The organism is Streptomyces sp. NBC_00162 (assembly GCF_024611995.1).
In the GTDB taxonomy this organism is placed as follows: Bacteria; Actinomycetota; Actinomycetes; order Streptomycetales; family Streptomycetaceae; genus Streptomyces.
On sequence record NZ_CP102509.1, the window covers coordinates 4,330,446 to 4,349,458 of the forward strand.

Annotated in this window: 24 protein-coding genes and 1 tRNA gene; 18 read left to right on the top strand and 7 right to left on the bottom strand. The window is 71.1% G+C overall.

From position 1 onward, the window contains the following. Window positions 1-227 precede the first annotated feature (227 nt). Window positions 228-1,100: a helix-turn-helix domain-containing protein gene (locus JIW86_RS20155; RefSeq protein ID WP_257555253.1), complete on the top strand. Its 873-nt coding sequence runs from the start codon at window positions 228-230 to the stop codon at window positions 1,098-1,100. 116 nt (window positions 1,101-1,216) lie between these two features. After that, the gene (locus JIW86_RS20160) at window positions 1,217-1,663 is read left to right on the top strand and encodes a molybdopterin-dependent oxidoreductase (RefSeq protein ID WP_257555255.1); all 447 of its coding nucleotides are present in this window, start codon (window positions 1,217-1,219) and stop codon (window positions 1,661-1,663) included. A gap of 32 nt (window positions 1,664-1,695) precedes the next feature. Here JIW86_RS20160 and JIW86_RS20165 read toward each other — a convergent pair whose 3' ends face one another. Continuing rightward, on the bottom strand, window positions 1,696-2,115 hold the full coding sequence (locus tag JIW86_RS20165; protein WP_215146221.1) for a TOBE domain-containing protein: 420 nt from the start codon (window positions 2,113-2,115) through the stop codon (window positions 1,696-1,698). A 151-nt stretch (window positions 2,116-2,266) separates the two neighbouring features. Next, window positions 2,267-3,079 (bottom strand): VOC family protein, encoded by an 813-nt coding sequence (locus tag JIW86_RS20170; protein WP_257555256.1) that lies wholly within the window; start codon window positions 3,077-3,079, stop codon window positions 2,267-2,269. A gap of 100 nt (window positions 3,080-3,179) precedes the next feature. Between JIW86_RS20170 and JIW86_RS20175 the strand changes: the two genes are divergently transcribed. After that, window positions 3,180-3,776: an HhH-GPD-type base excision DNA repair protein gene (locus JIW86_RS20175; protein ID WP_215146225.1), complete on the top strand. Its 597-nt coding sequence runs from the start codon at window positions 3,180-3,182 to the stop codon at window positions 3,774-3,776. Window positions 3,777-3,839: 63 nt separating this feature from the next. Further along, entirely contained in the window at window positions 3,840-4,313 is a 474-nt protein-coding gene (locus JIW86_RS20180; protein WP_215146227.1) for a cupin domain-containing protein, read from the top strand. On the opposite strand, the gene opcA is transcribed toward JIW86_RS20180, so the two are convergent. Beyond that, complete coding sequence (gene opcA / locus JIW86_RS20185) at window positions 4,262-5,194, bottom strand: glucose-6-phosphate dehydrogenase assembly protein OpcA (protein ID WP_257555257.1); 933 nt, start codon at window positions 5,192-5,194, stop codon at window positions 4,262-4,264. The genes JIW86_RS20180 and opcA overlap by 52 nt on opposite strands. A 74-nt stretch (window positions 5,195-5,268) precedes the next feature. After that, the gene (locus tag JIW86_RS20190; protein ID WP_257555258.1) at window positions 5,269-6,867 is read right to left on the bottom strand and encodes a DUF853 domain-containing protein; all 1,599 of its coding nucleotides are present in this window, start codon (window positions 6,865-6,867) and stop codon (window positions 5,269-5,271) included. An 88-nt stretch (window positions 6,868-6,955) separates the two neighbouring features. Between JIW86_RS20190 and JIW86_RS20195 the strand changes: the two genes are divergently transcribed. After that, a complete protein-coding gene (locus JIW86_RS20195; RefSeq protein WP_017240525.1) occupies window positions 6,956-7,252 on the top strand; it encodes a type II toxin-antitoxin system VapB family antitoxin in 297 nt (98 codons plus the stop codon). A 153-nt stretch (window positions 7,253-7,405) separates the two neighbouring features. After that, a complete protein-coding gene (locus JIW86_RS20200; protein WP_374199298.1) occupies window positions 7,406-8,074 on the top strand; it encodes a LytR C-terminal domain-containing protein in 669 nt (222 codons plus the stop codon). Window positions 8,075-8,096: 22 nt separating this feature from the next. Here JIW86_RS20200 and upp read toward each other — a convergent pair whose 3' ends face one another. Beyond that, window positions 8,097-8,732, bottom strand: coding sequence for a uracil phosphoribosyltransferase (upp, locus tag JIW86_RS20205; protein ID WP_215146234.1), 636 nt, complete (start codon window positions 8,730-8,732; stop codon window positions 8,097-8,099). A gap of 139 nt (window positions 8,733-8,871) precedes the next feature. Between upp and JIW86_RS20210 the strand changes: the two genes are divergently transcribed. The 10 genes from JIW86_RS20210 to JIW86_RS20255 all read left to right on the top strand — a co-directional run bounded on the left by JIW86_RS20210 (window position 8,872) and on the right by JIW86_RS20255 (window position 15,633). Continuing rightward, entirely contained in the window at window positions 8,872-9,825 is a 954-nt protein-coding gene (locus JIW86_RS20210) for a universal stress protein (protein ID WP_257555259.1), read from the top strand. A gap of 91 nt (window positions 9,826-9,916) precedes the next feature. Next, the gene (locus tag JIW86_RS20215; RefSeq protein WP_215146236.1) at window positions 9,917-10,096 is read left to right on the top strand and encodes a hypothetical protein; all 180 of its coding nucleotides are present in this window, start codon (window positions 9,917-9,919) and stop codon (window positions 10,094-10,096) included. A gap of 350 nt (window positions 10,097-10,446) precedes the next feature. Then, a complete protein-coding gene (locus JIW86_RS20220) occupies window positions 10,447-10,998 on the top strand; it encodes a hypothetical protein (protein ID WP_215146238.1) in 552 nt (183 codons plus the stop codon). A gap of 104 nt (window positions 10,999-11,102) precedes the next feature. Beyond that, complete coding sequence (gene tadA / locus JIW86_RS20225) at window positions 11,103-11,531, top strand: tRNA adenosine(34) deaminase TadA (RefSeq protein ID WP_257559372.1); 429 nt, start codon at window positions 11,103-11,105, stop codon at window positions 11,529-11,531. A gap of 96 nt (window positions 11,532-11,627) precedes the next feature. After that, window positions 11,628-11,712: transfer RNA gene (locus tag JIW86_RS20230), tRNA-Ser, on the top strand. Window positions 11,713-11,822: 110 nt separating this feature from the next. Beyond that, the gene (locus JIW86_RS20235; RefSeq protein ID WP_215146242.1) at window positions 11,823-12,110 is read left to right on the top strand and encodes a hypothetical protein; all 288 of its coding nucleotides are present in this window, start codon (window positions 11,823-11,825) and stop codon (window positions 12,108-12,110) included. A 369-nt stretch (window positions 12,111-12,479) separates the two neighbouring features. Continuing rightward, on the top strand, window positions 12,480-12,641 hold the full coding sequence (locus tag JIW86_RS20240; RefSeq protein WP_215014193.1) for a hypothetical protein: 162 nt from the start codon (window positions 12,480-12,482) through the stop codon (window positions 12,639-12,641). Window positions 12,642-12,848: 207 nt separating this feature from the next. Then, complete coding sequence (locus tag JIW86_RS20245) at window positions 12,849-13,763, top strand: RNA polymerase sigma factor SigF (protein ID WP_374199299.1); 915 nt, start codon at window positions 12,849-12,851, stop codon at window positions 13,761-13,763. Between the two features lie 230 nt (window positions 13,764-13,993). Beyond that, a complete protein-coding gene (locus JIW86_RS20250) occupies window positions 13,994-14,842 on the top strand; it encodes an RNA polymerase sigma factor SigF (RefSeq protein ID WP_215146247.1) in 849 nt (282 codons plus the stop codon). Window positions 14,843-14,892: 50 nt separating this feature from the next. Beyond that, complete coding sequence (locus JIW86_RS20255) at window positions 14,893-15,633, top strand: hypothetical protein (protein ID WP_257555261.1); 741 nt, start codon at window positions 14,893-14,895, stop codon at window positions 15,631-15,633. An 82-nt stretch (window positions 15,634-15,715) separates the two neighbouring features. On the opposite strand, the gene JIW86_RS20260 is transcribed toward JIW86_RS20255, so the two are convergent. Further along, a complete protein-coding gene (locus JIW86_RS20260) occupies window positions 15,716-15,949 on the bottom strand; it encodes a hypothetical protein (RefSeq protein WP_215146251.1) in 234 nt (77 codons plus the stop codon). Between the two features lie 103 nt (window positions 15,950-16,052). On the opposite strand from JIW86_RS20260, the gene JIW86_RS20265 reads away from it, so the two are divergent. Beyond that, window positions 16,053-16,499 (top strand): MarR family winged helix-turn-helix transcriptional regulator, encoded by a 447-nt coding sequence (locus JIW86_RS20265; RefSeq protein ID WP_257559373.1) that lies wholly within the window; start codon window positions 16,053-16,055, stop codon window positions 16,497-16,499. Between the two features lie 97 nt (window positions 16,500-16,596). Next, window positions 16,597-18,168: an MDR family MFS transporter gene (locus JIW86_RS20270; protein WP_322975619.1), complete on the top strand. Its 1,572-nt coding sequence runs from the start codon at window positions 16,597-16,599 to the stop codon at window positions 18,166-18,168. Between the two features lie 16 nt (window positions 18,169-18,184). Here JIW86_RS20270 and JIW86_RS20275 read toward each other — a convergent pair whose 3' ends face one another. Then, on the bottom strand, window positions 18,185-18,805 hold the full coding sequence (locus tag JIW86_RS20275) for a TetR/AcrR family transcriptional regulator (protein ID WP_257555263.1): 621 nt from the start codon (window positions 18,803-18,805) through the stop codon (window positions 18,185-18,187). Window positions 18,806-19,013: the final 208 nt, after the last annotated feature.

Consider the following 19,013-nt stretch of genomic DNA (forward strand, 5'->3'; position numbering starts at 1 on the left):
CGATTCTTCTTTTGCTTCGCAGTAACAAGAGAAAGAAACTCCCACCAAACCCCTCCTACCTCCCGCGGCGGCCGGTAACTCACACGAGTGACACGACCGAACTGGGTTGGATTTCGGGGCGGTTGGCTGGAATATGCTCTGGCGCATCCCACCAGAAATGAGACGGCCCCCGCCGGGACGGCAATCCCGAACGAGGGCCTGACCAAAGCGGAAGAAGCACCTTCCTTATGGCTTCCGAGCACCTTAACGCGCGCCCGGTCTTCCCGTCCGGCGTACGCCACGCCAACGTCCGTCACACGTCGCACTACACCGTGATCGGCAACCACCTCGCCCAGCACCGCGAGTTGTCACTGACCGCGATCGGGCTCGCCGTGCACATCCAGTCGCTGCCTGGCGGCGCCCTGGTCGGCATCAAGGATCTGGCCCGCCGGTTCACCGAGGGTGAGGTCCGGATCGCCTCGGCGCTGCGCGAACTGGAGCGCCACGGCTATCTGAGCCGGTCCAAGGAGCACCTGCCGGGCGGAAGGCTCATCACCCGAACGGTGTCCTACAACCGCCCGGGGGCCGTCCCCTTGCCGGAGCGGGACCTCCCGCCACCACCGCCCCCACCACCCCCACCACCCCCACCGCCGCCGCCTCCGGCACCCGAGCCCGCCGCACCGGAAGCCGCTCCCGAACTCCCCGTACCCGCACCCGTGAGCGCCCCAGCAGTGCCCGTCCCGGATGAGGTCATCCCCTCCCGCCGCAAGGCCGCCAAGGCCCTCCTCGGGCAGCTGCGCCGCATCGACCAGCGGCTCCTCCTCGGCGAGCGGGACATCGAGCGACTCGCATCCGGCGTGGAGGCCTGGCTGGAGCGGGGCGCCGCTCCGCAGGCGGTGACTGCCGCGCTCATCGCGAACCTGCCGACCCCGCCGCACAATCCGGCCGGGCTCATCGCCTACCGGCTGACCCATCAGCTGCCACCGGTCCTCGAACCGGTCCACCGCGAGCTCTCCTTCATACCGCCGGACCCGTTCCAGACCTGCGAGAGATGCGATCGCGCCTTCCGCAGCCCCACCCGCGGCACGTGCCGCGGCTGCGCCGAGGAGGCCGCGGCCTGAGGCTCTCCGGTCCTGCCAGGTGGAAACGACCAAGACGCACGCATCTGCGGCTCACATCAACCTCTCAACCTTGCAGATGAGGTTCCGGAATGAGAGGTCCCGGGCATGACATACGCATGGCCAAACTCATGCTGCACGGAGACCTGGACCACCCGGCGACCCTGAGCGTCGCGGACCTGCGGGAATGGGAACAGCACCGGGCCACGGTCACGTTCGACTGCGCGACCAACGGTCCGCAACACCATGTGTTCGAAGGCCCGTTGCTGCGCGATGTGATCGCGGACGCGGGGCCCGCGTTCGACGCCCGGCGGCGGAAGGACCGAAGCCGCTTCCTGATCGCGATCAGCGGCGGGGACGGGCACCACTCCGTCGTGTCCTGGGCCGAGCTGGACGCCGACTTCGGCGACAGCCCGGTCCTGCTGGCCACCCGGCTCGACGGGGAGGACCTCGACGAGGCGGGCAGCCAGCTGGTGGTTCCGTCTGACCGCTGCGGGGCGCGCTACGTCAGCGCGGTCACACACGTGTGGTTCGGCGCGCTCACGGCGCCGGGGGCGGGCCTGTAACGGTGCCGCGCCCTGCGGACCCCGACGGGTGATCAGACGGTCCGGAGCGAGATCTCGGTCGACTTGATCAGCGCGACGACGGAGGAGCCGGCCGCCAGGCCGAGCGCGTCGACGGCGTCGGCGGTGATGGCGGCGGTCAGCCCGCCGCCGTTCACGTCCACCTTGACGGAGGCCATGGCGGGTCCCGCGGCGACGTCGGCGACCGTGCCGGCGATCTGGTTGCGGATCGACAGGCCCTCGACCGGCCCGGTGGCGAGAGCCACTTCGGTGGCCTTGACCAGCGCCGTGACCGAGGATCCGGTCCCGATGCCGAGCTCCTTGACGGCGTCGGCGGTGATGGCGGCGGTGATCTCCTGGCCGCCCTCGAGGCGGACCTTGACCGCGGCCATGGCCTCACCGGCGGTGACGGCCGTGACGGTACCGGCGAGTTGGTTGCGGATGCTCAGGCTCATGATGCGTTGACCTCTTGCGTAGGCGTCACGTTCGCGCGACACGGACGGGCCGCACGGAGCGAAGGTATGCCGCCCGCGGACGGCCACCGGGGCGGGCACGCCGACGTGCCCCGGCCGTGGATCACCAGCGGGGGCACGGCGGTCGGACAGCTCAGCCGAACTTCGGCATCTCGCCGACCGTCGTCGACATGTCGATCACCGCGAAGGCCGCACCCTGCTGGTCCGCCACCGCCGCGAAGCGGCCGAACGGGCTGTCCATCGGGCCGAAGTGCAGCTTCCCGCCGTGCTTCTTCGCCTTCTCCACCGCCTCGTCGCAGTTCGGGACCCCGAAGTAGACCTGGATCCACGGCGGCAGGTCCGCCGGGAAGTCCTTGTCCATCTTCATCCGGCCCAGCACCGGATTCTCGGGGCCGCCGAGGCTGAAGACCTTGAAGTCCATGCCGGCCATCTCCGGGTCGTCGCCCGCGTCCATCTGCTGGGCGCTGTACGGGAAGACCTTCGGCAGGAACGCGTCCGCCTTGGCCGGCTCCCGGGTGAAGACCTCCGCCCAGGCGTACGCGCCCGGCTCGCCCATCTTCTCGAAGCCCTTGTGGTCGCCCGGCTGCCAGACGCCGAAGACCGCGCCGCTCGGCTCCTTCGCGATCAGCATCGAGCCGAAGCTGCCCACCTGCATCGGCCCCATCAGCACCTCTCCGCCGGACGAGGTGACCTTCTCGGCCGTGGCCGCGACGTCGGGCGAGGCGAAGTACAGACACCACTGCGACGGGGCGTCGGCCCCGGGCATCGGGGGCACCACGGCCGCGACGGCCTTCCCCCCGGAGTAGGCCTGCGTGTAGTTGCCGTACTCGCTGCTGGCCTCGCCGAAGGTCCAGCCCAGCACATCGCCGTAGAAGGTCTTCGCGGCCTCCACATCGGCGAACATCGCGTCCACCCAGCACGGTGCGCCTTCGGTGAACTCAACCATGATCGATCGACTCCTCGGACTCGTAGCTGTCGTCGTAGACACGCTAGGCGCGCGGTGTGCCTCCCGCGCGGGGAACGCGTCCGCGCGGGAGGCTGGAGCCATGGACAAGGACATCACCATCCGGCTGGCGCAGCAGCCGGACGCCGACGCGCTGCTCTCCCGGAGCCCGCTCGCCGCACTCGTCGGGATGCTGCTGGACCAGCAGGTGCCGATGGAATGGGCCTTCTCGGGCCCCTGGACGATCGCCCAGCGGCTCGGCTCCGACGACCTGGACGCGCACGCCATCGCCGCGTACGACCCGGAGGCCTTCGCCGCGCTGCTCTCGCAGAAGCCCGCCGTCCACCGCTATCCGGGGTCGATGGCGAAGCGGATCCAGCAGCTGTGCGCATACCTGGTGGAGCACTACGGCGGGGACGCCGAGGCCGTCTGGGCCGGCGCCGCGACCGGGGCGGAACTGCTGGCGCGCCTCAAGGCACTGCCCGGCTTCGGCGAGCAGAAGGCCCAGATCTTCCTCGCCCTGCTGGGCAAGCGGCTCGGCGTGCGCCCGAAGGGCTGGCGGGAGGCGGCGGGCGGGTACGGACCGGCGAACGTCTACCGCTCGGCGGCCGACATCACGGGCCCCGAGTCCCTGGCCAAGGTCCGGGCGCACAAACAGGAGATGAAGGCCGCGGCCAAGGCCGCGAAGGGCTCGGATTGACCGGCTCGAAGAGTGCTGGATTGACCCCTGAGACCGGTCTATCCAGGCCGTAAATTAGGGGACATGACAGAGATCGCGACCCGCGCCGCCACCGCCGAAGCCATCCAGGACGCCCCCGGCAGCCTCATCACGCTGCTCACGGACACCGCCGAACTCACCTGCAACACCGCCACGTTCGACGAGGGCGCGGCCGGTGCCCCGGTGCACTTCCACACCAAGGCCACCGAGTTCTTCCACGTCACCGCCGGCCGGCTCGACATCCTGGTCGGGGACGAGGTCCAGACCCTCGACGCCGGCGACTTCATCGCGATCCCGCCGGGCGTCAAGCACGCCTTCGCCCCCGCCGCCGGCCACACGGCCAGCGTGTTCGTCGGCTTCACCCCCGGCATGGGCCGCTTCGACTACTACCGTCTCCTCGGCCGGGTCAACGCGGGCGAGGCCACCGTGCAGGACATCAAGGACAGCTCCCCCACGTACGACAACCACTACGCGGAGAGCGCCGCCTGGAGCGGCCGCCGCCGCAGCGCGGAGCCGTAGATCACGTCCGCGTCGAGGCGGCGCAGTTCCTCCGCGATCAGTTCGGCGCCGCTGCGGATCTTCAGGGCCACGCTGCGGTCGGGGCTCCCCGGCAGGATCAGCGTGGCCAGCGCGCCCGCGGGCCGGTCCACCCGCATCTCGCCGCCCGTGGTGCGCAGGCTGACCCGGGTGATCACCGGGCCCTCGCTCGCCACCCGGTCCACCGGCACGCCGAGCCGGTCCTCCAGCCAGCGCGCGAGCAGTTCGGCGCTCGCGTTGCCGGGCTCGCTCTCCACCGCCGCGCCGGTCACCGGCAGCGGCTTCTGGTCCAGGGCGGCCGCCAGCAGGGCCCGCCACGGCGTCAGCCGGGTCCAGGCCAGGTCGGTGTCGCCGGGCCGGTACGCGGCGGCCCGTTCGCCGAGTACGCCGACCGGGTCGAAGGCCGCGGCCGCGTCCGTGATCCGGCGCTGCGCGAGGGAGCCCAGGGAGTCCCGCGCCACGTCGGCGGGGGCGTCGGCCGGCCACCACGCCACGACGGGAGCGTCCGGCACCAGCAGCGGCAGTACGACCGAGCCGGCCTGCTCGGTCAGCTCCCCGTGCAGGCGCAGCAGCAGGGTCTCCCCGGTCCCGGCGTCCGAGCCGACCCGCAGCTCGGCGTCCAGCCGGGTCGCGCGGAGCTTGTGCGAGCCCCGCGAGGTCCGCTTGATCACCGTGATGATGCGGCAGGGGTGCTCGCGCGAGGCCTCGGAGGCCGCGCGCACGGCGTCGTAGGCGTTCTCCTCGTCGGTGACGACGATGAGGGTCAGCACCAGCCCCGTGGTGGGGCTTCCTATGGCCCGGCGGGCTTCGAGCAGCGCCCGGTTGATCTTGCTGGACGTGGTGTCGGTCAGTTCGGTCCGCATGCACCGAGTCTGTCAGCGACGGACCGGTTCCAGTCACCCGGTTCGCTGGATTCAGCCTCGAACGGGGCTTCGGCTCACCGCCGTTTGCGGGCCGTCCCGAAGATCGAGCGCGAGATCTCCCGGCCCACCTGCGTCCCGATCGACCGGGCCAGCGAGCGGAACAGCCCGCTCCCCACCACCTGTTCGGCCAGCGAGGGATCCGGCTTCGGCGCGCTGCGCGCCGCCTTCTCGGCCTCCTTGGCCTGCTTCGCGGCCTCGGCGGCCGCCGCTGCGGCCTCCGCCTCGGCCTCGGCGGCGGCCTGCTCGGCGCTGATCTTCTCGTACGCCGACTCGCGGTCGACCGGCTCCGCGTAGCGCGACCAGAGCAGCGAGGACTTCACCGCCTGGTCCAGGGCCGTCGGCTCGATCGGCCCCATCAGCGACTGCGGGGCCCGCAGCCGGGTCGCCGCGACCGGGGTCGGCGCGCCGTTCTCGCTGAGCACGGTGACGACCGCCTCGCCCGTACCCAGCTGGGTGAGCAGCTCCTCCAGGTCGTACGGAGAGTTGGGGAAGGTCTTCACGGTCGCCTTCAGCGCCTTCGCGTCGTCGGGGGTGAAGGCGCGCAGCGCGTGCTGCACGCGGTTGCCGAGCTGGGCGAGCACGTCCCCCGGTACGTCCTTGGGGGTCTGCGTCACGAAGAAGACGCCCACGCCCTTGGAGCGGATGAGGCGCACCGTCTGGGTGATGGAGTCGAGGAAGGCCTTCGAGGCGCCGTTGAAGAGCAGGTGCGCCTCGTCGAAGAAGAAGACGAGCTTGGGCTGCTCCAGGTCGCCGACCTCCGGCAGGTCGTTGAAGAGGTCGGCCAGCAGCCACATCAGGAAGGTGGAGAAGAGCTGCGGCTTGTCCTGGACCGCGGGGAGTTCCAGTACGGAGACCATGCCGCGGCCGTCCGCGGCGGTCCGCAGGAACTCGCTGGTGTCGAACTCCGGCTCGCCGAAGAACTCCGCGGCCCCCTGCTGCTCGAAGGCGGTCAGCGACCGCAGGATCACCCCGGCCGTCACCGTGGACAGTCCGCCGATGCCCTTGAGCTCCGGCTTTCCCTTGTCGGAGACGAGGAAGGCGACGACCGCGCGCAGGTCCTTGAGGTCGATCAGCTCCAGGCCCTTGGTGTCGGCGTAGTGGAAGATCAGGCCGAGGGACTGCTCCTGCGTCTGGTTGAGCTGGAGCACCTTCGACATCAGGACCGGGCCGAAGCTGGTGACGGTGGAGCGGACCGGGATCCCGGGGCCGATGCCGCCGAGCGAGTAGAACTCGCTGGGGTATCCGGTGGCCTCCCATTCCTGGGCCACGTCCTTGGCCCGTTCCCCGACCTTCTCGTTCGGCGCGCCCGGGGCGCAGATCCCCGAGACGTCGCCCTTGATGTCCGCGAGGAAGACCGGGACCCCGTTGGCCGACAGCTGCTCGGCGATGAGCTGGAGGGTCTTGGTCTTGCCGGTGCCGGTGGCGCCCGCGACCAGCCCGTGCCGGTTCAGCATCGGCAGGGGGATGCGGATCTGGTGGCCCGGCAGGCAGGTGCCGTCCCACAGCAGGGCCCCCAGGTCGAGCGCCGGTCCGGTGAAGGCGTATCCGGCAGCGATCTTGTCAACCGGGCCCGTCTGATCCGCCACGACGGCGGGGTCGGTGCTCTCGCTCATGAATCACTCCCGAATTGGCGCCCTTCGCCACTTTTGCACCAACGCGGCGAGGCTGCGCTCGCAGGGCCGGGCCCGGTAGGCTTTCCGTGTGATCTTCAAGCGCATCGGTAACGGAAAGCCGTACCCCGACCACGGCCGGGAAAGCACCCGGCAGTGGGCGGATGTCGCGCCGCGCCCGGTCCGGCTCGACCAGCTGGTGACGACCAAGGGGCAGCTCGACCTCGAAACGCTGCTCGCCGAGGACTCCACCTTCTACGGCGACCTCTTCGCGCACGTCGTCAAGTGGCGGGGCGACCTCTACCTGGAGGACGGGCTGCACCGCGCCGTGCGCGCTGCCCTGCAGCAGCGCCAGGTGCTGCACGCCCGCGTCCTCGAGATGGACTGAGCCCTCAGGCGACCCCGCGCGGCGCCGCCCGGCCCTGCCGCAGCCCGTCCACGGGCTGCGGCGCTTCGCGTGGATTGCGCCTTTCGGGTCACCATTGACCTATCAGCAGATCATTTAGTAGGCATCGCCACCGGGCGGCACTACGCTGCGCCCATGAGCATGCTCACTCCCCCCGGCATGGGCGGAAAGTACCGCGTCACGGGAGCCGCCTACCCTCGTATGAGTCGTAAGCGGAGCCGTCGTCGGATCGTCTTCGCCGTGCTCGGCTCGGTCCTCGCACTGGCCCTGCTCGGCTACGGGGCCTTGCAGCTCATCGACGTGTTCCAGGGCGACAGCCCGAAGCGGAACACGGCCGCGGGCGCCAAGGACTGTCCGACGAAGGCGGCCGAAGCGGCCGTCAAGGGCGGCCCCGAAGCCGCATCGGCCGCCTCCCCGAAACCCGCGGTGGTGCTGCCCCAGCCCGCCGACATCACCGTCAACGTCTACAACGCGACCCCGCGCGCCGGACTCGCCAAGGCCGTCGGCGACGAGCTGAAGAAACGCGGCTTCGTCATCGGCAACGTCGGCAACGCCCCCGCCGACTTCGACAAGAAGGTCCCCGGCACCGGGATACTGCTGGGCTCCCCCGCCACCGACAAGGCCGCCTTCAGCGTGCTGGGCACCCAGCTCGCCGGCACCACCCAGCAGACCGACACCCGCGAGACCGCGGACATCGACCTGATCCTGGGCGACGCCTTCAAGGAGCTGAGCACGAAGGAGGACGCGGACAAGGCGCTGGCCCTGCTGGCCAACCCCGCGCCCGCGCCCGCCACGAAGTGCTGATGCGCCGATCCGGTGCCAAGGGCTACTCGGCCGAGCCGTACATGCGGTCGCCCGCGTCGCCCAGGCCCGGAACGATGTAGCCGTGCTCGTTGAGCCGCTCGTCCACCGCGGCCGTCACCACGGTCACCGGCGTGCCCGCCAGCTCGCGCTCCATGATCTCGACGCCCTCGGGCGCGGCCAGCAGCACCACGGCCGTGACGTCGTCGGCGCCGCGCTTGATCAGCTCCCGGATCGCGGCGACGAGCGTGCCGCCGGTGGCCAGCATCGGGTCGACGACGTAGACCTGCCGCCCGGAGAGGTCCTCCGGCATGCGCGTCGCGTACGTGGAGGCCTCCAGGGTCTCCTCGTTGCGGACCATGCCGAGGAAGCCCACCTCGGCGGTCGGCAGGAGCCGCACCATGCCGTCGAGCATGCCGAGGCCGGCCCGCAGGATCGGCACGACCAGCGGGCGCGGGTGCGAGAGCTTCACGCCGGTGGTCTTGGCGACCGGGGTCTCGATGTCGGCCTGCTCCGTGCGCACGTCCCGGGTGGCCTCGTACGCGAGCAGGGTCACCAGCTCGTCGGCGAGCCGCCGGAAGGTGGGGGAGTCGGTGCGCTTGTCGCGCAGGGTGGTGAGTTTGTGCGCCACCAAGGGGTGATCGACGACCTGCAAACGCACAACATCCTCCAAAACTCGGCCTGCGACCTGCAAAAACGGCCGCGAGACGCGACCTGCACCCAAAAGGCTACGCGCTGACGGGGCCCCTGCGCGTCCGTCTGGGGATGCGACCCGCCCGGGTGCCCACCAGGCTGGACTGGTGAGCAACGCACCGGTGATCGCCGCCGTCGACGGATCCGAGCACAGCCTCAGGGCCCTGGACTGGGCCAGGGCCGCGGCGCTGCGGCACGGTACGGGGCTGCTGATCGCCCATGTACTGCCCGACCACGCCCAGTTGTATGCCGGACGCCGGGCCGCGCTGCACGACGCCTCACAGCCGGAGGAGTTCGCCGACCCGGTCAGCGACCGGATCCGGGCCCTGCTGGGCGGCGGCCCCGAGCTGCCGGAGGGGATCACGTACGAGTCGCTGGAGGGCTCCGTCCCCGAGGCCCTGCGGGTGATCGGCGCGGGGGCCCTGATGCTGGTGATGGGCTCCCGGGGGCGCGGCGGCTTCGCCACCCTGCTGCTCGGCTCGAACAGCCGCGCCGTCGCCACGACCGCACCGTGCCCGGTGGTGGTGGTCCCGCACGCGGAGCGGCACGCGCCGGACGCCTCGGAGGAGGAGTCCGCCGGGAAGGTGGTGCTCGGGCTGCACGCCGCGGAGACCCCCGACGACGTCCTGGCCTTCGCGTTCGCGGAAGCCTCCGTGCGGGGGACCACCGTCCAGGTGGTGTCCGCGTACGCCATTCCGCCCGCGCCGACCCTGGTGATCGACAGCCCCTTCGCGGTGATACCGCCGGAGGGCCTGGCGGACGACGGGGACGCCGTACCGGCCGAGCGGGAGATGCTGCGGTCCCAGACGGAGCGGCTGGCGCCGTTCCGCACCCGCCACCCCGACGTCCCGGTCATGCAGGCCGCCGTGCCCGGGGACGCGGCGGGCCGGCTGGTCATGGCCTCCCGGTCGGCGGCGCTGGTCGTGGTGGGGCGCCACCATCCGCGGCGCAAGGCCATGTCGCTGCTGATCGGCTCGGTGGCGCACGCGGTGCTCCAGCACGCGCACGGACCGGTGGCCGTGGTCCCGGCGCTCTCCGACGACGGCACGGACCCGGCCTGACCGGTCTGACCTGCGATGGGGTGGCATCAAACGGCCCGTCCGGGGGAAGGTGGGTGCAGGGGGATGACCGACCAGCCCGGGGTGGTGGCCGATGCCCGACACGCAGCCGAGCGACGAGGTGCCGGAGACCGCGGCGCAGCGCCGAGCACGCCGCGCGCAGTTCCTGCGCGACCTGATGGAGGCGCGCGAACTGCGCGACCGCGTCCAGCCCCGCCGCGCCCGCGCCGCCCGCATGCGGCAGCAAATGCGCATGCGCACGTTCCGCTGGTAGCAATTTCAGCCCCGTCTGGGGGTACCCCCAGACGGAGTCTGGGGGAGTTTGAGGCGCGGGGTCCGGGGCGGAGCCCCGGCAACGGCGCCGCACCGTTGCGACACGAGCGGCCCGCAGGGCAAGCGACACGGCCCCGCCACACCGACACGCCCCGGCGCCACAACCCCGCGCAGCCCCCGGCAGGGCACGGCACGGGACGACGCAAGCGCGGAAGACCTCTCGCAAAGCCGCCGTTTCTGCCACGATGCCGATTGGGCGGGGCAGTACGGCGAGCACCACGGCCGTTCGACCCCATCCTCCGGCCGGGGGGACCTCCAACCGGCACGCCTAAGACCAGTGGGAGAGTCACGGTGTATTTCGCCGCACTGCTCGCGCGCACCGAAGACGGGTGGGAAGCGAGCGACATGGAACTCGACGACGTCGAGTCCCTCAGTGATCTGATCGATCTCGCCCGGTCCGCCGCTGTCGACGACGACACGGTGGTCGCCCTCATCGAGCAGGAGGACGCCTGGTTCGGCGTCGTCCGCGTGGACGGGGAGGAGGACCCGCGGTACTTCGTGTCGAACGCCTCCGCGGCCGCCCGCAGCTCCTACGGCTCGATGCTGACCAAAGAGCTGCTGGGCAGCGACGAGGAGGACGACGAACTCGACGAGCTGGACCTGGACGGCACCGAAGACGGCGAGGAGGAACCCCTCACCGCCTTCGCCGACGAGACCGACGACGACGAGGACGAGCTGGGAGGGACCGGCGCGGAGCCGGTACCGGCCGGCCCGCTCGGCGACCCCCAGTTGCTGGACGACCTCGGCGTGACCCACAAACAACTGATGACCCTGGACGGGGACGCTCTCTCGGAGATCGCCGAGTCCCTCGGCGCCACCGAGGTCCTGGAGGCAGTCCGCTAGTGCTCCCTCCGCATGACACGCACCACACGCACGACACGCACGACACGCACGACACGCATGACGCGCACGACCCCGATCCCGTACGGGACCCGTGGCGGGACTCCATGCGCCTGGCGCTCCAGGAGGCCGCCCGGGCGGTGCCGGCCGGCGATGTGCCGGTCGGCGCCGTCGTGCTCGGCCCCGACGGCACGGTCCTCGCCACCGGGTACAACGAGCGCGAGGCGACCGGCGACCCCACGGCGCACGCCGAGGTGGTCGCGCTGCGCCGGGCTGCGGCCGCAGTCGGGGAATGGCGGCTTCCGGGGTGCACCCTGGTGGTGACCCTGGAGCCGTGCGTGATGTGCGCGGGCGCGCTCGTACAGTCGCGCGTCGCCCGGGTCGTCTACGGCGCGGACGACGAGAAGGCGGGCGCGGCCGGCTCGCTCTGGGACCTCGTACGGGACCGCCGGCTCAACCACCGGCCCGAGGTGATCCGCGGCGTCCTCGCCACGGAGTGCGCCGAGCTGCTGACGGACTTCTTCCGCGACCGGTGACCCGACCGACTGACCCGACCGGCTGACGGGCCCCGCTGACCGGCCCGGCGGATTCCGATTTCAAAGAATGCGGCTCCTTAGGCTAGGATCCATCTCGGTAGTGTGTCCGAGTGGCCGAAGGAGCTCGCCTCGAAAGCGAGTATGGGGCAACCCATCGGGGGTTCAAATCCCTCCACTACCGCTCCGATCGAGAGCCCCGCCCCGCAAGGGTCGGGGCTCTCGGCGTTCCACCCGCACGTCCCTACGGATGACGCCCGCGTGACCGCCCGCCCCCTCGGCCGTTGTCACGGCATGACCAAGACCCAGCGCATGCTCGCCGCCTTCGCCCTCGCGGGGGCCGCCGCGGGCCTCGCCGCACCCGCCGCCTCCGCCGCGCCCCTGGCCCCCCTCACCCTCCCGGACCTCCCGACCGCCCCGGGCATGCCTGCGGGGGCCCAGCCCGCCTCCGTCCAGGAGATCGGCGCAAAGGTCGCCGAGGGCGCGAACCAGCTCAACCAGCTGATGGAAGTGGTGAACCAGACGCAGCAGCTGACCGCCCCCGTACAGCCCGCGGTGGACCTGCTCGGCGGTCTCGAGTAGCGGTACCGCGAGCGGGAGAACGCGAAGAAGGCCCCGACCGGGGTCGGGACCTTCCACGTGTGGACGGGGGAAGTGGCATCGGGGGGACAAGCCACTTCCCCCGATGAGGACGGAACCTGCCAGCCCGAGCCGCAGTCAGGGGGGAAGCTTGCGGCTCGGACCCCGCAGTGAGGTCCTGTCCCTCACCCGCCGATTTCCTGCCAGAACCGGTGGGCTCACACCAATCCTGCGCCCCCCGCAACCGCGGACGCACCGGCAAAGGACCCGGAGTACGGGGTCATTGGTCCTTAAAGGAAAGGTGAGTGTCCAAACATGACCGGTTAGACTCACCCGACTTTGCAGTACCGGTTGGGGAGGCCGTCACCGCTCATGGACACCAAGAAGCTCATCACGGGCGCCCTCACGGTCTTCGTGCTCTTCGTGATCATCACCCAGCCCAAGCGTGCGGCCGAGATGGTGGGAATAGGTTTCCAAGGCATATCGGATGCGGCCTCCGGCATCGGCGAGTTCATGACCGAACTGGTGCGCTGAACCCGTACGCTGAAGCGGCTTCCGGATTCTCCGGCCCCCCACTCCGACGGGTGGGGGGTTTTTTGCATACCCACCACTGGGCACAATGCCCCAGTATGCCCAACTTGCCCTCAACACGGTGATATACGGTGCTTGCACACAGTGCACATCTCTTGTGATGCTATGACCGCTTTTGACGGATGAGTTGACTGAAGGGGTGGCGTGACCGTGCCGGCCAGTACAGCGCCTCAGGTGCCACCCCAGCAGGACCCGCAGCAGGACTCCCAGGTGCCGCCCCAGCAGGAGCCCCGACAGGAGCCGCGACAGGAGCCCTCCCCCGAGGAGCCCCCGGCCCCGCCCACGCCTCCGAGACCCCCGAGCAGGGGCGCGGACACCCGGGCCCTGACCCAGGTCCTCTTCGGGCAGCTGAAGGGGCTGCAGCCGGGCACCAGCGAGCACACCAGGGTGCGCGGGGCCCTCATCGAGGCCAACCTCCCGCTCGTCCGTTACGCGGCCGCCCGCTTCCGCAGCCGCAACGAGCCGATGGAGGACGTGGTCCAGGTCGGCACCATCGGCCTGATCAACGCCATCGACCGGTTCGATCCGGACCGCGGGGTGCAGTTCCCGACCTTCGCGATGCCGACCGTCGTGGGCGAGATCAAGCGCTACTTCCGCGACAACGTCCGCACCGTCCACGTGCCCCGCCGCCTCCACGAGCTGTGGGTGCAGGTCAACGCCGCCACCGAGGACCTCACCACCCTCCACGGCCGCACCCCGACCACCGCCGAGATCGCCGAGCGGCTGCGCATCACCGAGGACGAGGTCCTCTCCTGCATCGAGGCCGGCCGGAGTTATCACGCAACTTCGCTCGAGGCCGCCCAGGAGGGCGACGGCATGCCCGGCCTCCTCGACCGCCTCGGATACGAGGACCCGGAGCTGGCCGGGGTCGAGCACCGCGACCTCGTCCGCCACCTCCTCGTGCAGCTGCCCGAGCGTGAACAAAGGATCCTGCTCCTGCGGTACTACAACAATCTGACGCAGTCGCAGATCAGCGCCGAGCTCGGCGTCTCCCAGATGCACGTCTCCCGACTCCTCGCCCGGAGCTTCGCCCGACTGCGATCCGCAAACAGGATCGAGGCGTAACCGGAACGAGTGGAGATCATTCACGCGTTTCCCGACAGAACGGGCTGATCGCCCCCTGGCCTCGTCTGTCGCTGGAGATATATGTCGACTTGGCGCTACAGCGTGTTGCCGACATGTGACATTCTGCTTGAACCGCGTTTGCCGCAGCCCCGCCTCCGGTATTCAGGTGGAGGCTGCGTTCCTCCGACGGACGCGCCGTACGCGACCGTCCGCGACCTCAAGGGGGTGGCATGTCCGTAGACCAGGGCAGCTCCAAGGTGCTCACGCTCGTCAAGAGCGCGACGCCGGCAGCACCGGCAGCGTCTGACCGCTCGGAAGCCATCGACACCCGCACCCTCTCCCGCTCCCTCTTCCATCGCCTTGCCGCCCTGGACGCGGACAGCCCCGACCGGGCGTACGTACGCGACACCCTGATCGAGCTGAACCTGCCCCTGGTCCGGTACGCCGCCGCGCGCTTCCGCAGCCGCAACGAGCCGATGGAAGACATCGTCCAGGTCGGCACCATCGGCCTGATCAAGGCGATCGACCGGTTCGACTGCGAACGCGGAGTGGAGTTCCCGACGTTCGCGATGCCGACGGTCGTGGGCGAGATCAAACGATTCTTTAGGGACACCTCCTGGTCCGTCCGCGTCCCGCGGCGCCTCCAGGAGCTGCGCCTCGCGCTGACCAAGGCCAGCGACGAGCTCGCCCAGAAACTGGACCGCTCGCCGACCGTCCCCGAGCTCGCCGCCGTCCTGGGCGTCTCGGAGGAGGACGTCGTCGACGGCCTCGCCGTGGGCAACGCCTACACCGCCTCCTCGCTCGACTCGCCCTCCCCCGAGGACGAGGGCGGCGAGGGCTCGCTCGCGGACCGCCTCGGCTACGAGGACACCGCGCTCGAGGGTGTCGAGTACCGCGAGTCCCTGAAGCCTCTGCTCGCCAAACTCCCGGCCCGGGAACGGCAGATCATCATGCTGCGGTTCTTCGCGAACATGACGCAGTCGCAGATCGGCGAGGAGGTCGGCATCTCCCAGATGCACGTCTCCCGGCTGCTCACCCGCACCCTCGCGCAGCTGCGCGTAGGCCTCATCGGCGAGTGATCCGGGCGCACGGGCTTCCCAATTGACGGAGCGTCAGGAAAACTGGCGCGATGCGAAAGGGACCTCGCGCGGCCATCCTCCTCGCCCTGTGCTGCACGGCCGCCGCCGGCCTCACCGGCTGCGGCGGCCCGGCACGGGACGGCTATGTCGCCGTGGGCGCCGCGGCCCCGGGCCCCGAACGGGGCGCGGGGGAGAACGTGGCGCCGCAGGGCCAGGTGGAGTTCCAGCCGCTCGGCGGCCCGTCCGCGGCGGGCGGCTCCTCCATGTCGTCCAGTACGTCGGCCAGTACGCCTGGGTCCCAGGTGCCCGGCGGCTCCGCCCCTGGCGGAGGCACGACCACCGGACCCGGCGGCTCCGAACGCGCCCCGGGCACCGCACCCGGAGCCGGCCCGTCCACCACCGCACCCGGCAGCCCCGGCACGCCGAACACGCCGTCGAGCCCGCCCGCCAAGCCCGGCACCACGCCCCCGGCGCCGCCGGCCACTCCGGCGAAGCTGACGCTGTCCACCCCCGTCAGGGCGGCCGCGGACGACCGCTGGTGCGAGCGGGTCACCGTCACCTTCACCAACACCGGGACCGCCGCGGCCCGTTCGGGCACGGTCGGCTTCGCGACGCACATCATCGGCGCCCTCGGCATCGACTGGGCCACGATCACCACTGCCCAGCCGCTGCCCGCACCCATCGCGGGCGGGGCCGCGAAGACGCAGACCTACACGGTGTGCGTGGAGGCGTGGCGGGTACCGCTGGGCATGCACGTGGAGACCCGGCAGGTCACGGCCACCTGGAACTGAGGCCGGAACCGGGACCTGGCGGGTCCGGGTCCGGGTCCGAGGTCCGGGTCCGGGTCCGAGGTCCGGGTCCGGGTCCGCGGGATCAGTGCAGGACGACCCAGGCGGCCGCGCCGATCACCAGCACCAGCGCGACGGCCAGCCCCAGCCACATGCCCTTCTTCGGGCCTGCGGCCTGCTGCTCCTCCTCGCGGCGCTGGCGACGGGTGGGGGTCTGCCGGGCCGGTGCGGCCTCCTCGACGAACGCTCGGAACATCTGGGTGCTGCCCGCGGGGTCGTAGTTGCCCTCGGGGCCCTGTGAGTTGTGGTTCGCAGCCATGGGGCAGGACCCTAGCCGGTTTTCCGATTCTTTTACCGCCCCACCCCCCGGATTCGTTTGCCTGTAGCAACCATCCGCTTCTATGGTTGCTCTAAGCAACAAGATGGGGGGCTGTCCGGTGGGCACGCAGACGGCGGAGATCACGCGGTACGAGGAGCTGGCCCGCCAGCTCACCGGGATCGGCGCGGTCAAGCGCGACCTCGCCCGCAGCCTGCCCCCGGACTGCCCGCCCGGCGCCGCCGCCGTCCTCACCGTGCTCGACCGGCACGGAGAGATGCGGCTCAGCCGGCTGGCCGAGCTCATGGCCGTCGACATCTCGGTGACCAGCCGCCACGTCACCCACGTGGCCGAGCGCGGCTGGATCGGCCGCGAGGCCGACCCGGGGGACGGCCGCTGCCGGATCCTGCGGCTCACCCCGGCCGGGCGGGCGCTCCTCGCCGAGCTCGGCGCCCGCTACACGGCCGCGCTGGAAAGAGCGCTGGCCACGTGGTCCGCCCAGGACATCGACGCACTCAACACCCTGCTGGCCCGACTCCGATCGAGCTTCTAGCCAAAGGAAAGACATGGTTCAGTCGGAGACGACGAACGACAACCCGCCCCCGTCCGTGACCCCGCCCGCGACCGCGCCCGTGGCGACGGCCACGACCATGACCCACCCGCAGATCATGAAGGCCCTCTCCGGGCTGATGCTCGGCATGTTCGTGGCGATCCTGTCCTCCACGATCGTCTCCAACGCCCTGCCCCAGATCATCAGCGACCTCGGCGGCACGCAGTCCTCGTACACCTGGGTGGTCACCGCTGCCCTGCTGTCGATGACCGCGGCCACCCCGCTGTGGGGCAAGCTGTCCGACCTCTTCAGCAAGAAGCTGCTGGTCCAGATCTCCCTCGTGATCTACGTCCTCGGCTCCGTGGTCGCGGGCATGTCCCAGAACACCGGCACGCTGATCGCCTGCCGCGTGGTCCAGGGCATCGGCGTCGGCGGCCTGTCCGCCCTCGCGCAGATCGTGATGGCCGCGATGATCTCCCCGCGCGAGCGCGGCCGGTACAGCGGCTACCTCGGCGCGGTCTTCGCCGTCGCCACCGTCGGCGGTCCGCTGCTGGGCGGTGTCATCACCGACACCGAGTGGCTGGGCTGGCGCTGGTGCTTCTACGTCGGCGTGCCCTTCGCGATCATCGCCCTGATCGTGCTCCAGCGCACCCTGCACCTGCCGGTCGTACGCCGCGAGGTCAAGGTCGACTGGCTGGGCGCCTTCCTGATCAGCGGGGCCGTCTCGCTGCTGCTGATCTGGGTCACGCAGGCCGGCGACTCGTACGAGTGGATCTCGTGGCAGACCTGGGCGATGACCGGTGGCGCGGTGGCGCTCGGCCTGCTCTTCGTCCTCGTGGAGTCCCGCGCGAGCGACCCGATCATCCCGCTGCGGCTGTTCCGCAACAAGACCATCACCCTCGCCTCGGCGGCCTCGCTGTTCGTCGGTGTCGCGATGTTCTCGGGCACGGTGTTTTTCAGCCAGTTCTTCCAGCTGGCCCGCGGTGAGTCCCCCACGATGTCCGGAATCCTCACGATTCCGATGATCGGCGGGCTCTTCGTCTCCTCCACCGTTTCCGGTCAGGTGATCACCAAGACGGGTAAGTGGAAGGCCTGGCTCGTCGCCGGAGGCGTCCTGCTGACCGCCGGTCTGGGGCTGCTGGGCACCCTGCGGTACGACACCCCGTACTGGCACATCGCGATCTACATGGCGCTGACCGGCCTCGGCCTCGGCATGATGATGCAGAACCTGGTCCTCGCCACCCAGAACCAGGTGGCCCCCGAGGACCTGGGCGCGGCCAGCTCGGTCGTCACCTTCTTCCGCTCGCTCGGCGGCGCCATGGGCGTCTCGGCGCTCGGCGCGCTGATGGCGCACCAGGTCACCGGGTACGTGAAGGACGGCCTGGCCGCGCTCGGCCCGAAGGCCGCGGCGCTCGGCCACGGCGGCACGGGCGGCGGCGCCATCCCGGACCTCGACAAGCTGCCGGCCCCCGTCCGTACGGTCATCGAGTCGGCGTACGGGCACGGCGTGGGCGATGTCTTCCTCTACGCGGCGCCCACCGCGCTGCTCGCGCTGCTGCTCTGCCTGTTCATCAAGGAGGTCGCGCTGAAGTCGAAGCCCGAGGCCCACGCTCCGGCGGCCGGTTCCACCGAGGCGGCCGCCGCCCCCGCGGAGGTAGCGGCCAAGGCCTGAGCACCCGGGCCGGGGTCTACGCCGCGGCCTTGGCCTCGATGCCCGCGATCAGGACGTCGAGCGCGAGGCAGAAGTCGCCCTCGGGCGCCCGCCGGGCCGCGCCCCCGCAGCCGTGCAGGAACTGCGAGACGGCCAGGTGGGCGCCGGTCCGGGCGGAGTCCGCGAGGCCCGTGGCGTCCAACAGCCGCTGGAGGGCGGCGTCGAAGGCCCGGGCGTGCGGGCCGATGTTCGGATAGGCCGCGGTGAGCGGGGCCACCCAGGGGTGGTCCGTCAGAAGCCGGCGGTAGCCCCGGGCCAGCGACCGCAGCCGGCCGGGCCAGCCCTCAGGGGCGGGCCCGGCCGACAGGGCCAGCTCGCCGAGCGCACGGTCCAGGGCGAGTTCGAGCAGCTCGTGCTTGGTGTCCACGTACCAGTACAGGGACATCGCGGTGACCCCGAGCCCGGCGGCGAGCCGCCGCATCGAGAACCGGGCCAGCCCCTCGGAGTCGAGCAGCCGCACGGTGGCGGCGGTGATCCGCTCCCGGTCGAGCCCGGAGGGCGCCTCGCTGCGGCGTCTGGCGGGTGCGGCGGGCCTGGCGGTCAGCCACACGCTGGACTCGACCGGTAGCGGATCACCGGAATCGGCCGCGATCACCATGGAGGCACCCTCCTCACGCCAGGTGGATCAGCCCGGAATGCCCGGTCCGCCCTCTTGATGCTAGGGGGTGTGGCGCCTGTCGGGCCGGATCAGGCCGCGGCGTCTGGTGCGTGCGGCGGCAAGGCGGAGGAGGGAGTCGATGCGGAGCATCGACGACCGACGAGAACGCAGCCGACGTGCGTGCCAGACGCCGCGGGCCCGGCGTGAC

Excerpts from the sequence above, each read along its gene's own strand:
- JIW86_RS20155 (WP_257555253.1), top strand. The coding sequence starts at position 228 with ATGGCTTCCGAGCACCTTAACGCGCGCCCGGTCTTCCCGTCCGGCGTA.
- JIW86_RS20160 (WP_257555255.1), top strand. The coding sequence starts at position 1,217 with ATGGCCAAACTCATGCTGCACGGAGACCTGGACCACCCGGCGACCCTG.
- JIW86_RS20165 (WP_215146221.1), bottom strand. The coding sequence starts at position 2,115 with ATGAGCCTGAGCATCCGCAACCAACTCGCCGGTACCGTCACGGCCGTC.
- JIW86_RS20170 (WP_257555256.1), bottom strand. The coding sequence starts at position 3,079 with ATGGTTGAGTTCACCGAAGGCGCACCGTGCTGGGTGGACGCGATGTTC.
- JIW86_RS20175 (WP_215146225.1), top strand. The coding sequence starts at position 3,180 with ATGGACAAGGACATCACCATCCGGCTGGCGCAGCAGCCGGACGCCGAC.
- JIW86_RS20180 (WP_215146227.1), top strand. The coding sequence starts at position 3,840 with ATGACAGAGATCGCGACCCGCGCCGCCACCGCCGAAGCCATCCAGGAC.
- opcA (WP_257555257.1), bottom strand. The coding sequence starts at position 5,194 with ATGCGGACCGAACTGACCGACACCACGTCCAGCAAGATCAACCGGGCG.
- JIW86_RS20190 (WP_257555258.1), bottom strand. The coding sequence starts at position 6,867 with ATGAGCGAGAGCACCGACCCCGCCGTCGTGGCGGATCAGACGGGCCCG.
- JIW86_RS20200 (WP_374199298.1), top strand. The coding sequence starts at position 7,406 with ATGAGCATGCTCACTCCCCCCGGCATGGGCGGAAAGTACCGCGTCACG.
- JIW86_RS20215 (WP_215146236.1), top strand. The coding sequence starts at position 9,917 with ATGCCCGACACGCAGCCGAGCGACGAGGTGCCGGAGACCGCGGCGCAG.
- tadA (WP_257559372.1), top strand. The coding sequence starts at position 11,103 with ATGCGCCTGGCGCTCCAGGAGGCCGCCCGGGCGGTGCCGGCCGGCGAT.
- JIW86_RS20235 (WP_215146242.1), top strand. The coding sequence starts at position 11,823 with ATGACCAAGACCCAGCGCATGCTCGCCGCCTTCGCCCTCGCGGGGGCC.
- JIW86_RS20240 (WP_215014193.1), top strand. The coding sequence starts at position 12,480 with ATGGACACCAAGAAGCTCATCACGGGCGCCCTCACGGTCTTCGTGCTC.
- JIW86_RS20250 (WP_215146247.1), top strand. The coding sequence starts at position 13,994 with ATGTCCGTAGACCAGGGCAGCTCCAAGGTGCTCACGCTCGTCAAGAGC.
- JIW86_RS20255 (WP_257555261.1), top strand. The coding sequence starts at position 14,893 with ATGCGAAAGGGACCTCGCGCGGCCATCCTCCTCGCCCTGTGCTGCACG.
- JIW86_RS20260 (WP_215146251.1), bottom strand. The coding sequence starts at position 15,949 with ATGGCTGCGAACCACAACTCACAGGGCCCCGAGGGCAACTACGACCCC.
- JIW86_RS20265 (WP_257559373.1), top strand. The coding sequence starts at position 16,053 with ATGGGGGGCTGTCCGGTGGGCACGCAGACGGCGGAGATCACGCGGTAC.
- JIW86_RS20270 (WP_322975619.1), top strand. The coding sequence starts at position 16,597 with ATGACCCACCCGCAGATCATGAAGGCCCTCTCCGGGCTGATGCTCGGC.
- JIW86_RS20275 (WP_257555263.1), bottom strand. The coding sequence starts at position 18,805 with ATGGTGATCGCGGCCGATTCCGGTGATCCGCTACCGGTCGAGTCCAGC.